Source organism: uncultured Agrobacterium sp., assembly GCA_913777615.1.
Classification (GTDB): domain Bacteria; phylum Pseudomonadota; class Alphaproteobacteria; order Rhizobiales; family Rhizobiaceae; genus Agrobacterium.
This window is the reverse complement of the sequence record CAJYTK010000011.1, coordinates 350,997-363,771: the sequence shown is the minus strand read 5'-3', so window position 1 is coordinate 363,771 and position 12,775 is coordinate 350,997. Positions and strand designations below refer to the sequence as shown.

At 55.7% G+C, this 12,775-nt stretch carries 11 protein-coding genes and 2 tRNA genes; 5 read left to right on the top strand and 8 right to left on the bottom strand.

What is annotated here, in order from left to right:
• Positions 1–26 precede the first annotated feature (26 nt).
• The 6 genes from QZ862_RS10760 to QZ862_RS10735 all read right to left on the bottom strand — a co-directional run bounded on the left by QZ862_RS10760 (position 27) and on the right by QZ862_RS10735 (position 5,843).
• On the bottom strand, positions 27–2,534 hold the full coding sequence (locus tag QZ862_RS10760) for a HAMP domain-containing methyl-accepting chemotaxis protein (protein ID WP_296099746.1): 2,508 nt from the start codon (positions 2,532–2,534) through the stop codon (positions 27–29).
• A 244-nt stretch (positions 2,535–2,778) separates the two neighbouring features.
• Positions 2,779–2,955 (bottom strand): hypothetical protein, encoded by a 177-nt coding sequence (locus tag QZ862_RS10755; protein ID WP_296099741.1) that lies wholly within the window; start codon positions 2,953–2,955, stop codon positions 2,779–2,781.
• 407 nt (positions 2,956–3,362) lie between these two features.
• Positions 3,363–3,551, bottom strand: coding sequence for a Trm112 family protein (locus QZ862_RS10750; RefSeq protein ID WP_296021511.1), 189 nt, complete (start codon positions 3,549–3,551; stop codon positions 3,363–3,365).
• 9 nt (positions 3,552–3,560) lie between these two features.
• Positions 3,561–4,232: an LON peptidase substrate-binding domain-containing protein gene (locus QZ862_RS10745; RefSeq protein ID WP_296099738.1), complete on the bottom strand. Its 672-nt coding sequence runs from the start codon at positions 4,230–4,232 to the stop codon at positions 3,561–3,563.
• A gap of 74 nt (positions 4,233–4,306) precedes the next feature.
• Positions 4,307–5,275: a thioredoxin gene (gene trxA / locus QZ862_RS10740; RefSeq protein WP_296086282.1), complete on the bottom strand. Its 969-nt coding sequence runs from the start codon at positions 5,273–5,275 to the stop codon at positions 4,307–4,309.
• A 55-nt stretch (positions 5,276–5,330) separates the two neighbouring features.
• Positions 5,331–5,843, bottom strand: coding sequence for a prolyl-tRNA synthetase associated domain-containing protein (locus tag QZ862_RS10735; protein ID WP_296099734.1), 513 nt, complete (start codon positions 5,841–5,843; stop codon positions 5,331–5,333).
• Between the two features lie 253 nt (positions 5,844–6,096).
• Between QZ862_RS10735 and QZ862_RS10730 the strand changes: the two genes are divergently transcribed.
• The 3 genes from QZ862_RS10730 (at position 6,097) to QZ862_RS10720 (ending at position 7,646) form a co-directional block, all read left to right on the top strand.
• Positions 6,097–6,171: transfer RNA gene (locus QZ862_RS10730), tRNA-Gly, on the top strand.
• A gap of 212 nt (positions 6,172–6,383) precedes the next feature.
• Positions 6,384–6,458 (top strand) — tRNA-Gly (locus QZ862_RS10725).
• A gap of 129 nt (positions 6,459–6,587) precedes the next feature.
• Positions 6,588–7,646, top strand: a complete 1,059-nt coding sequence (locus QZ862_RS10720) for a D-alanyl-D-alanine carboxypeptidase family protein (protein ID WP_296099732.1) — start codon at positions 6,588–6,590, stop codon at positions 7,644–7,646.
• Here the strand turns inward: QZ862_RS10720 and QZ862_RS21325 are convergent.
• Together QZ862_RS21325 and QZ862_RS10710 are read right to left on the bottom strand one after the other, a co-directional pair.
• The gene (locus QZ862_RS21325) at positions 7,528–7,824 is read right to left on the bottom strand and encodes a hypothetical protein (RefSeq protein WP_363315920.1); all 297 of its coding nucleotides are present in this window, start codon (positions 7,822–7,824) and stop codon (positions 7,528–7,530) included. The two genes, QZ862_RS10720 and QZ862_RS21325, sit on opposite strands and share 119 nt — an antisense overlap.
• A 210-nt stretch (positions 7,825–8,034) precedes the next feature.
• Positions 8,035–8,919 (bottom strand): AraC family transcriptional regulator, encoded by an 885-nt coding sequence (locus QZ862_RS10710; protein ID WP_296035615.1) that lies wholly within the window; start codon positions 8,917–8,919, stop codon positions 8,035–8,037.
• Positions 8,920–9,116: 197 nt separating this feature from the next.
• On the opposite strand from QZ862_RS10710, the gene QZ862_RS10705 reads away from it, so the two are divergent.
• Together QZ862_RS10705 and QZ862_RS10700 are read left to right on the top strand one after the other, a co-directional pair.
• Positions 9,117–10,571, top strand: coding sequence for an alpha-glucosidase/alpha-galactosidase (locus tag QZ862_RS10705; protein ID WP_296099728.1), 1,455 nt, complete (start codon positions 9,117–9,119; stop codon positions 10,569–10,571).
• 111 nt (positions 10,572–10,682) lie between these two features.
• Complete coding sequence (locus QZ862_RS10700) at positions 10,683–12,764, top strand: ABC transporter substrate-binding protein (RefSeq protein ID WP_296099725.1); 2,082 nt, start codon at positions 10,683–10,685, stop codon at positions 12,762–12,764.
• Positions 12,765–12,775: the final 11 nt, after the last annotated feature.

Genomic DNA, 12,775 nt, shown 5'->3' with positions numbered 1-12,775 from the left:
GTTGTAGAAGGCCTGCTCTGTTGGAATCAGGCTGCGTAACGGGTTGCAGCACTGTCCTTCGTCACGCGGAACTGCTGCAGCAATTGCAGCAACTGGTCTGTCTCGGTGTTGAGTTGCTGCGTTGCGGCGCTCGTTTCTTCTACCATGGCGGCATTCTGCTGGGTGAGGACATCCACCTCTCCAACAGAGCCGTTGATTTGCTGGAGCACCACCGCCTGGTCCTGAGTGGACTGGGTGATCTGATGCACCTGATCGGCGACTTCCGAAATCCGGACGCCGATTTTTGCCAGGGCTTCACCCGTCTGATTGACAAGGTTCGAGCCCGCCGAGACTTCCTGCGTCGAAACGGCCACGAGCTGGCGAATTTCTTTCGCAGCAGAGGCCGAGCGTTGCGCCAGTTCACGCACCTCATGTGCCACGACGGCAAAGCCCTTGCCGGCCTCTCCGGCGCGCGCGGCTTCCACGCCTGCATTCAGCGCCAGCAGATTGGTCTGGAAGGAGATGGAATCGATGACCTCGATGATGTTGCCGATCGTCTGCGACGCTGCCTCGATCCGCTCCATCGCGGCCACCGCACTTTGGACGATTGTCAGAGAATCATCCGTATGGCGGCGGGTGTCGTCCACGATACCGTTTGCCTGGCGGGCGCGTTCCACCGCGTTACGCATATTGGAGTTGAGCTCATCCACTGCTGCAGCGGTTTCTTCTAGCGAGGCGGCCTGGCGTTCGGTACGCCTAGAAAGGTCGAGCGTTGAGGCCGACATCTGCTGTACGTTGATCTGGATGGTTCCGACATTGTCCTGGATGCCGCCAATGGTCTGGCGCAGCCTTTGCATGGACTGGTTGAAGTCGAGACGCAATTGCTCCAGATGGCCGGAAAAGGGCGTGTCGATCATGGTGGAGATGTCGCCAGCCGAAAGCCGCTTCAGTCCCTCTGCGAGTGCAGACACCGCGACCTGGATCTGACGGTCGAGCTCTTTACGCTCGGCATCGTTCATCTGCCGCTCCGCCTCTGCAGCAGCTCGTTGTTCTTCTGTCTGGGCTTCAAGCCGCATACGTTGCGTCGCATTTTCCTTAAAGACTTCCAGGGCACGGGCCATCTCGCCGATTTCGTCATGGCGATTATTGCCGTTTACAGCGACATTGACGTCGCCAGTGGCAAGACGTTTCATGGCGTTGACAATGGTTAGGATCGGCCCCTTGAAAGTCAGCACCAGACCGATGCCGGCGAAGATGGCAACCAGAATGCCAGTCACCATGGCCGAAATCGAAATGCCGTTTGCCTTGTTGCGCTCGGTGTCAGCGGCCAGACGCTGGGACTCGGCAAATCCAGTCAGTTGTTGCCAGATATGGCCAATCTCACCGCTTGCCTTGGCAAAAGCGGCTTTGCGCTTGTCGACCATGGTCAACAGCTCGCCGGCATTTTTGTCGAGCTGCCCTGAGAGCGCGTCGATCCGTGTCGCGCTTTTGCGTGCGCTTTCCGACATGGTCGTATCAGAAATCATGGTCCCCGCGGACACGCTGAGGCGAAACGCCATATCGCGGACCCGTTCCAACCCATCCTTTGTGGGCGCTGCGGTAAAGCCTGCCATATCAAGCTGCATGTTCTTCGCGTCTTCGCCGATCTGGCGCGCTGCATCCAGAAATTTGGCGGCAGCCTCCATCTTGCCATCCAACTGGCCGAACATTTCGGTTGCCTGACGAGACTTGACGGTTGCAAAGCCCTGGAGACGGATCGTTGAGGGGCGCATCATGTTGATGGCCTGATCGATCGTTCCAAGCGTCGCGTCATTCACGACACCGATATCCACTTGCTGGCGGATCTGTTTCACATTGTCGGCGATCTGATCGATGACGAGCTTCTGATCTGCGACCGCGATTGTGGACAGGGCCTTTGCCGTTGCTTCCAGCTGGTCGATTGCGTCGCGTATGACGGCAATCTTTTCCTCCGGTACGGTCCGCTTGTTGAACTCGGTGACCATCGCGGCAATGAAAGTCGCGCCGCGAACGAGCTTGTCCGCCTCTCGCAACATGTTTTTCGCTTTGGTTTCGTCCGTTTCCAGTGTGCTGCGCATATTGGTCGCATTGGCCAGAAGTCCGGAAAGCTCCTTCGTTACGGCTGCCATATCGGCGTTCATTTGCGATCGGAGCGCCTCTTCCTTCTGGTGAAAGGTCCAGAGTTCGTCCACTTGGACACCGACAAGGGAGGTTCTGCTAATAGCATCGAGAATGGCCGGATCGTTGCCATCACCGGTCATTTTGAGAAAGGCAATCTGTTCATCAACTTGGCGGTGAAGCCCTTTCCGCGTTTCTTCCGTTGTGTTGTGAAGAAAAGAGGTCATGCTTTCATAAACGTTCTTGAAACCCGTCAAGGATTGCAGGGTCGTATTCGAGATATCCATGCGCCCTTGAAGCAGCTTGGATGTGTAAAGACCTGAAAGACCGACTGCGAGAATACTTAGAATAAACGGCGCGATGAAGACGATAACTTTAGTCTGGATTTTGAATCGCGCCAGAACTCTATCGATGAACATGTCTTTATGAAACCTTTTCTCGAATTATGTATTTGTTTCACTTCGGTTTTCCTCAGTGACGACTTTTGCAAGCAAGTTCTGAAAAAAGGTTAAATAAAACGACATATTTCTCACCACTCATGCATGAGTCGTGAGCTGCTGCTCGTCAAAATGATGCCCGATACGAGGTCGAACTGTTGCGGGGTAGTGATTGGGAAAAAAGAGCACTTCTGCTTGAGGCACTCTTTTTTAGGTAGAGGTGCGGTCAGCCGGAACCGGGATTGACGCTATCGTCTTCTTCCGGCAAAGACCCCGCGCCCGGTGTCTTGCTTTTATCCGTCAGGTGCTTTTTGGCGTGTGGACCCGCGGTCGGGAGATCATTGTTCTTCCCGCTCGGTGTGTCTTTTTCTTCAATTGTCTCGCGTGCCTTTTTGTCTTCCATTTTAGAGGCTCCTCATCTTTGGGCAGCGCCATGTGTCCTCGATCGAACGCGTGGGGAATATGAGAGTTCCTTCCGCCACATCCCGATGAAGTCCGATAATCTGCCGCGGCTCGTCTATCGCTTTGGCGCTCGCGCCAGCTCAGTCGCTATCGCCTGCCGCGATCTTCGCCTCCGCAGGCCGCGACTATTCAATACTGAAAAGACGATGAGGCCTCAGAGCAGGGCACTCGGAATGTGGCCTCTAATGAAAACGCCTGCCAAAACAGCCTCTTAGCCGCTATTCGTTCACGTGTCTTGCGGGATATCCGAAACCGAAATAGTGCAGGAAGGAGCCATGCGTATAAGCCGTTAAAACAAGGAGAACGACGACATGAGTCATCTGACGCCGCGCCTGCGGGCAGGAAGCGTCAGTCCTCGATCTTGCGGGCTTCTGAAATCAACATGATCGGCACGCCGTCGCGAATTGGGTATGCAAGCTTGGCGCTTTCGGAGATCAGTTCGTGGTGCTCGCGATCATAGGCCAGTCTGCCTTTGGTGAGCGGGCAGACCAGCAGATCAAGGAGTTTCGGATCGACCTTGCTCAGCTTCTCATCCATGCGCGGGGCTCATTGCAAAACGGTCCCGCCGTCCATGCCGCCTTGAGCGAGAACGATTTCCATAATTGCGATCAGCGCATCTGCGCGCGATTTAAGATCGGGCGCTTCGAGCAGCGCTTGCTTTTCCGCCGGTCCAAATGGAGACATCATCGAAAGGGAGTTGACCAGCACCTGATTTCCGGCGCGTTCGACACTGTCCCAATCCGCTTCCAATTGGTTCGATTCCAGAAAATTGCGGAAGACACGTAAGAGATTGGCGCGATCGATGTCTCCCTCGCCATCCTCACCGGACAGGTCTGCAATGAAGGGAGCCTGCTTGAAAACGCGGTAGGGCAAACCCTTATCCACCTCATCAATAAGCCTGAAGCGGCAGACGCCGGTAAGCGAAACGATATAGCGCCCGTCGCCGGTTTCGGAGAAGGAGGTGATGCGCCCGATACAGCCGATGGGGCTCAATGCGCTGCCGTCTGCTCCCGGGTCCTGCGACTGAAGGGCTGGTTGAACCATTCCGATCAGCCTATGGCTCGCAATGGCAGCGTCGAACATCGCCAGATAGCGCGGCTCGAAAATGTTCAGCGGCAGATGTCCTTCCGGCAATAACAGAACACCGGACAGGGGAAAAACAGGAATAGTATCAGGTAGGTCGCTGGCTTTCAGATATCTCGCATTTCCGACATGCATCGGAGGCTTCCTTATGTCTTATCGTTCCCGCTCCCCTGTAGATGAGGAGCGGTTGGTTAAAGCGCAAGACGTGGTTAGGAAAAGAGTATCGAGGACAGTTTCCTGCGGCCGGAAATGCTCGCCGGGTCCTTGAACCCCCAGATCTCGAAAAATTCGACAAGCTGCTTGCGTGCCGCATCGTCCTCAAATGTACGATCCTTGCGCATAATGGTCAGCAGTTCCTCGACGGCCTCTTCACGCTTACCCTGGGCATTCAAAATCTTTGCAAGCTTCAATCGCGATGCATGGTCATCTGGGTTCAGCTGGAGTGCCTGTTGCAAAGCGTTGGGATCACCAAGTTTGCGAGCTTCGTCGAACTGCGCCAGCTTTTTCGAAGCAGCCTGCACCGCAGCATCCTTGGCGAGTTCTTCCGGTAACGAGGACAAAAGTTCGCCCGCGCGCTCGTACTGACCGACGGCGATCATGCATTCGGCAATGCCTGCGACAGCGGCGGCGTTCTCGGGGTCGGCCTGCATCACGGCGCCGAACAACTGCGCCGCATTCTGGTAATCCTGGGCTTCCAGCAATTCCCTCGCCTCTGCGAGCGCTGCTTCGATCTCGGCCTTCTGATCATCACCCGCAGGGCCTGCGAGCTTCTCGATGAATTGCAGGATCTGGCTTTCAGGCACCGCACCCATGAAGCCATCGACGGGTCTTCCATCGACGAAGGCGACAATGGCTGGAATCGACTGAATGCCCAATTGACCTGGAATGGTCGGATGGTCGTCTATGTTGAGCTTCACCAGCTTGACGCGCCCACCGGCCTCATTGACCACTTTTTCAAGCACGGGGGTCAATTGCTTGCACGGTCCGCACCACGGCGCCCAGAAATCCACCAGGACTGGCTGCCGTCGCGATTCGTCCATCACATCCTTGGAGAAATTCGCCGTCGTCGTATCTTTGACGTGGGAGCCTTGAGAGCCGGATGAGCCACCGCCGAAATTTGCCGAAGCGGTCATATGTCCTCCAAGAGAGGCTCCGTAAGGGTTATCCGTTCCGCTCATATCTCGTCTCCAATATCATCTCGTTCCGGTGCGATCATACCGCACAGATCGTGGTTTATTCCGTGACTTTCAAGATCAGCGGCGTGTGCCTGGTCGCCTCCAGAAAGCGCACAAGATCGTCGCGGCCAACGGTCGTCGTTGCATCGTTGCTGAGTGGGTGACCGTTGATAAGGTCATGCTTCATCAATTCGCTGTCGAGCACGAAGGTCACCTGCTGCCCGGTGTCGTTGATGGCGCCGAACACGGTAACCGAACCTGGAATGACGCCGAGATACTCCAGCATCTTTTCCGGCTTGCCGAAGGAGACCTTGCTTGCGGCCCCGATAGTCTTGTGAACAGTTTTGAGGTCTACCGCCGCGTTCTCTTCGACGGTGAGCACGAAATACTGATCCTTCTTGTCTTTGACGAAGAGGTTCTTGGTATGGCCGCCTGGAATAAGATCGCGCAGCGATTCCGATTCAGCGACGGTGAAGACCGGCGCATGCTGCGTGGTGCTATGTTTAATGCCAAGGCCATCGAGAAAGCTGAAAAGATCCTGCGCCGTCTTTGGAGAATTCTCTGCAACCATCACTCAGTGCCTCTGCTCGTTTTCCTGCTCTTGACGAAAATGCATAGGCCCGCCGGTGCTCTTTTGCAATCCACTGCGCTACAAAGCACCGAAAAGACGAGCTTTTACCGATGCTTGCAGCATTTCAAAAAAAATCGTGCCGGTTTTTGTCATTTCCCTGTTGCATTTGAAAATTTGTTGAGCGATATAGCGCCCGTCGCCGCAAGACGGCGCCCGCGGTTCAGCGATCTACCCCGAACCGTCGGATATTTGAGCGGGTGTAGCTCAGGGGTAGAGCACAACCTTGCCAAGGTTGGGGTCGAGGGTTCAAATCCCTTCGCCCGCTCCAAATTTCTCAAGTCACTACAGGTCACACCGACACACGCTCTGCTCGTTGAGCAATATGTCTTGGCCTGACGTGGGCATTCAAACCCAGTCAATATATCGAACGACAACTGCATTTATCGCTTGCATTTAAAACTCGGTTGAGCGATATAGCGCTCGTTGTCGCAAGACGGCGCCCACGGTTCAGCGATCTACCCCGAACCGTCGGATATTCGAGCGGGTGTAGCTCAGGGGTAGAGCACAACCTTGCCAAGGTTGGGGTCGAGGGTTCAAATCCCTTCGCCCGCTCCAATTTCTCCAGAAATCAGTTATCGCTTTCTTGCATAGCAGCTTACGCTCTCGTTACTCCTGCTTATGTGGCATCCCGGCCGTTTAGCTGATAAGGGAGCCGTCTTTGGATGACCACTGGAAAGCATGAAGATGAAAAGACTGATTGGCTCCGCCTTATTGGTATCGTTGCTCGGCGCACCATTTGCTGCAAGCGCCACACCAGTGCTTGTGCTTGATGCCGATAGCCATGAGGTCCTGGCTCAGGAAGACGCAGGCGTTCCCTGGTACCCGGCATCCACCACGAAATTGATGACTGCCTTTTTGACCTTTGAGGCATTGCGTGAGGGGCGCATCACGCTGTCGACGCCCGTCACTATGACGAAGAAATCGGTCAGCGAGGCATTTTTGGAGTCTGGCCTGTCCCAAGGCCAAGCCATGACGCTCGAAGACGCGCTTTATGCCATGATCGTCGCCTCCGCCAATGATGTCGCCATGGCCGTCGCGGAGACAGTCGGTCACGGCGAGGCGCCCTTTGTGGAAAAGATGAATGAAGCGGCCAAGCGTCTGGGCATGACGGGAACACATTTTTCCAACCCCAACGGGTTGTTCGACAAAAACAATTACACGACAGCGCGTGATCTCGCGATCCTGGGTCTGGCGATCGAGCAGCAGTTTCCGCAGTTTCAGAACTTCTTTCAGGTTTCGGCCGTATCGATCAACGACAAGGAAATTCCTTCCAACAATCTTCTTCTCACCCGTTATCGCGGCACGACCGGTTTGAAGACCGGGTTCTTGTGTGCCTCTGGGCGCAACTTCGTCGGCGTGGCCGAGCGCGACAACCGCCGCCTGATGGTCGTGGTGCTGGGGGCTACGACGGAACGTGAACGCAACGAGCGTTCGGCAAAGTATTTGACCGAAGGATTTGAAGGGCGCCTGTCGCCGAGCTTGGGCCGCGTCGAAGCCATTGCCAACCGTCCTGACGTCAAGCCGGAAGATATGCGACTGCGCCTTTGTACCAAGCAGAGCGAGCAGTATGAGGCGACGCGCGAGGCAATGTACCCGATGGGGCTACCGGGCCAGCCAAGTTATCTCAATGATGAAATACCCGGCATCGTTCACCGTGTAACGACATGGCAAAATGAGGCTGCTGCCGCAGATATGCCTGTACCGTCACCGCGACCGATCGAAAACCCGGTACCGCGCAATTGAGGCGTGAGCGGTAAACGGCAGCTAAGCTTTTTTGCCCGGACGCTGTCCTCGTATGCCCTGTCTGCCGGTCTATGATTGGCTCAACGTCGATGTCTTCCAGAGAACAGGAGTAGATGTAGCCCTGAATGAGGTTGCATCCCATATCGGTAAGCATCTGGAACTGATGGGCTGTTTCCACGCCCTCAGCGACGCAATCGAGAGAGGGATCACGAGAAAGCAACTGACAGATCGCACGATCTTCTGACAGGCTTCGCTGTCGGTAAGGTTGCGGATGAAGCTGGCACCGACTTTAATCTTGTCCAGTGGCAACCGCTGGATCTGGCTTTTAGGTTGGAGTGACCTGTTCCGAACGGTCATGGGGCATGCGCCCGCCGGTCGATGAGCGCTTTCATTTTGCGGCCCTTGGATACATTCCGCTGGTGCGAAATTCGCTAGGGTTGGTGCCATAAAGCCTGCGGAAAACCTTCGAAAAATAGTTCGGGTCATCAAAGCCGCAGAGAACCGAGACTTCCTTGATCGGAATGTTCGCCGCCGTGGTCAGCAACTTCGCAGCCCGCCTCAAGCGCCGCTGCAGCACGAATTCTGCTGGCGGAACGCCCTCATTGGCAGTGAAGATCCGTGAGAAATGGGCACGGCTGAGCCCTGCCACGGCAGCCAGATCGTTGACGGACAAGCGCTCGTTAAGGTGTCCGTCGATATAGCTCAGCACTTGCTGCATGGTGCGGTACTCGCCGCCAAACGAGGCATGTGACCCGAAGACATCATCATAGAGTGTCATCGCGGCCTCATAGGCGACCGCGGAGGCAGCCCCAGGTGTTTCGGCGCCATTGACTAAACGGGAGCAGCATTCTGACAAGTGATTGATCGTCTGCGGCTGAAGTTTGAGGATCGGCCCAGTGACTGCGAGGATATTGCGATGAATTCGCAGAGCCTCTTCCCCGTTCATGGAAATCCAGAAGAACTCCCACTCCTTATCCTGATCGAGCCAGTAACGATGATTGTGAGGAACGAGGACAAGCAGGGTTTCGCCTGGCTTGACGACGTAATGGCGGTTTTCATAACGCAGATTTCCAGCGCCGCTGATACAGTGTTGCAGGACCGTAAACGGCGTCTGTCCGCGCTTTCTTCCATCCCAATCGTAATTGCCATTTCGACGAACCTCATAACCACTGCTCGTCGGCATCGTGTGCAGCGTCTGACGACCGCGCGGCAAGGAAACAGTGCGCATGCACGGGCCTTGATCGATCAAATCTCGCAGCACAAAATTACCCATGAAAGCATAATCCTTCTCTGGTCTAGCCAATCTTTATACGCATAATCGCCCGCAGAGGAGACGGCCAAGAGGATTTTATCGGGATAGTTCGGTCAAGAATCTCGATTTTCCAGCGTGATGGAAGATATGGGGAGTTTTTGTAATCCAGCTGTTCTTTGGCCAGTTATGCCATTCAAATTTAGGGAAGAGGTGGCGTTATGAGTTTCAAAATTGCTATAATCGGTGCTGGAAGCGTCGGCTTCACAAAAAAACTATTTACCGATGTGCTGTGCGTGCCGGAATTCCACGACATCGAGGTAGCACTTACCGATGTCAGTCAACATAATCTGGATATGATAAAGGCAATTCTGGACAAGATTGTCGAAGCCAATCGCTTGAACGTCAAGGTGACTGCGCATACGGATCGCAAACGCGCACTGGAAGGCGCGAAATACATCATCAGCTGCGTTCGCGTCGGCGGTCTGGAAGCCTATGCCGACGACATCCGCATTCCGCTGAAATACGGCATTGACCAGTGCGTTGGCGATACGATCTGCGCAGGCGGCATTCTGTATGGTCAGCGCAACATTCCAGTCATCCTGGATTTCTGCCGCGATATTCGCGAGGTCGCCGCGCCGGGTGCGAAGTTCCTCAACTACGCCAATCCAATGGCCATGAACACTTGGACTGCCATCGAATACGGGAAGGTCGATACCGTCGGCCTCTGCCACGGCGTTCAGCATGGCGCCGAACAGATTGCCGAAGTTCTGGGTGCGAAGTCACCTTCCGAACTGGATTACATCTGCTCCGGCATCAACCACCAGACTTGGTTCGTCGATCTGCGGCTCAACGGACGCAAGATTGGCAAGGAAGAACTGATTGCCGCCTTCGAAGCCCATCCGGTCTTCTCGCAGCAGGAAAAGCTCCGCATCGATGTGCTGAAGCGTTTCGGCGTCTATTCCACCGAAAGCAATGGCCACCTGTCGGAATACCTGCCTTGGTATCGCAAGCGGCCGGAAGAAATTTCCCGCTGGATCGATATGTCGGACTGGATTCACGGCGAAACCGGCGGCTACCTCCGCTATTCGACCGAAACGCGCAACTGGTTCGAAACCGAGTTTCCGCAGTTTCTCGCCGCCGCCGACAAGCCAATCGATCCGGCCAAGCGCTCCAACGAACATGCCAGCCATATTCTGGAGGCGCTGGAAACCGGACGCGTTTATCGCGGTCACTTCAACGTCAAGAACAATGGTGTCATCAGCAATCTACCGTCCGATGCGATCATTGAATCGCCAGGCTTCGTCGATAGCTTTGGCATCAACATGGTTTCCGGCATCACCCTGCCGGAAGCCTGTGCGGCAACCTGTATGGCGTCCATCAACGTGCAACGCATGTCGGTCCATGCCGCAGTAACGGGCGATATAGACCTGTTGAAGCTTGCCGTCCTGCATGATCCGCTGGTCGGAGCTGTCTCCACGCCGGAAGAGGTATGGCAGATGGTCGACGAGATGGTGGTGGCGCAGGCGCAGTGGCTGCCGCAATATGCCGATGCTGTTCCAGCGGCGCGCGAGCGGTTGAAAAATGCAACCGTGAAGACCCGCGAATGGGAGGGGTCTGCGCGTCGCGCCGTGCGCTCAATCGAAGAATTACGTGCCATCAAGCAGGCGAGCTGATCGCGAGGAAAAGGCTCGGCGGCCCTGAAAGGGGCCGTCTGTGAAGCCGGGCGGGAGGTCCGGTTTCGATTAAATATGGCGGCGCGCCGCTATTAAAAATGGGGAGTGAGGATGACTAACCGATATCTTGCAAAGACGGCTGCCCTTCTCGTTGGCGTATCCGCCCTGGCATATGGCGCGATGGCCTCGGAACTGACGGTCGTACCGCAGCCGCCGGATTTCCCGGCGCAGACCAAGGTGCAATATGTGGATGGCTCGGCCATTCTCGAATATAAGGCACTGCCGGAATATCATGAGCCTGACTGGGTGACGAAGCAGTTCGTCGACCAGAAGAAGCTGCCGCCGGTCAAGGATCGTCTTCCGAAAGAGCCGATGGTCTACAAGACTGGAAACATGCCCGATGGCGTTGGCGTCTACGGCGACACCTTGCGCCACGTCATTGGCGGTCGCCCGGAAGGCTGGAACTATTGGGCAGGTCAGAACCAGGGCTGGGGCGGCATCGATATCGGTCTCTTCGAGTGCCTGACGCGCACCGGCCCGCTCTTCCAAGTCAAGGCCGACGACCTTCAGCCGCTTCCAAATCTTGCCAAGAGCTGGGAATGGTCCAAGGACGGTCACAAGCTGACTATGAAGCTCATCGAAGGCGCGAAGTGGTCCGACGGCCAGGACTTCACATCCGACGACGTGATGTTCTACTGGGACGACAACGTCCTTGATCCAAACGTGTCGCCGCTGAACGGCGCAACGCAGGAAACCTTCGGCACTGGAACGACGCTGAAAGCCATCGACAAATACACGATCGAATGGACATTCAAGGACGCGTTCCCGAAGCAGTTCATCTACAACATGGCTTATGGCACCTTCTGCCCGGGTCCCGCCCATATGCTGAAGCCGCAGCATCCGAAATATTCCAAGAACACCTACGATCAGTACAAGAACGCGTTCCCGCCGAGCTACATGAACTTCCCGGTTATGGGCGCGTGGGTACCGGTCGAATATCGCCCTGACGACATCATCGTCATGCGTCGCAACCCCTACTACTGGAAGGTGGACGAGAAGGGCAATCAGCTCCCCTACTTGGATGAGACGCACTACAAGCTCTCGACCTGGGCTGACCGCGACGTCCAGGCCGTTGCGGGCTCCGGCGACATATCAAACTTGGAACAGCCGGAAAATTTCGTCGAATCGCTGAAGCGGTCTGCGCAGAAGGATGCGCCAGCACGACTTGCCTTCGGACCGCGTCTGATTGGTTACAATATCGAGATGAACTTCTCCGCCAATGGCTGGGGTGATCCGGATGCCCGCCAGCAGGCCATTCGCGAGCTGAACCGAAACGAGCACTTCCGTCGAGCCATCACCATGGCGACCAACCGCAAGGAGCTTGGGGATTCGCTCGTGAAAGGCCCCTTCGTCGCAACCTATCCAGGCGGTATTCTGTACGGCTCGAACTTCTACGATCGTCAGTCGACCTTCTTCTATCCTTTCGATCTCGAAGGCGCACAGAACGAGCTTGCTGCAGCTGGCCTGAAAGACACCGACGGCAATGGCATCGTCAACTTTCCCGCAGGCACCGCTGGCGGCAAGGATGTCGAGATCTCGATGCTGGTCAGCAATGACTACACGACCGACAAGAGCCTCGCCGAAGGCGTTATTGCCCAGATGCAGAAGCTCGGAATTCGGGTGGTTCTGAACGCTCAGGCCGCCAAGGATCGCGATGCGGCAAACTTCTCGGGCAGGTTCGACTGGTCGCTTCACCGCACTCAAGCCGAAGTGGCGTCCGTGGTGCAGAATACGCCACAGTTGGCTCCCACCGGTCCGCGGACCAGCTTTTTTCACCGCGCCAATAACAAGAATGAGATCGACCTGATGCCGTTTGAAAAGGAGCTTGTCGATACCATCAACAAGTTCACGCTCTCAAGCGACCCGAAGGAACAGGCCGAGCTGATCAAGCAATATCAGAAGATCGCCACGACCAATGTCAACACCGTCGGCCTTGTGCAGTATCCCGGTGCTTTGATCATCAACAAGCGTTTCAAGAACGTGCCGAACGGTACGCCGATCTACATGTTCAACTGGGCCGAAGACTCGATCATCCGCGAACGCCTCTATGTGCCTGCGGCCGATCAGGGTGACTACCAGCTCTTCAAAGACATGCTGCCTGGCAAGCCTGGCGGCGATGGTCCGCAGAAGTAAGCGATCCTCCC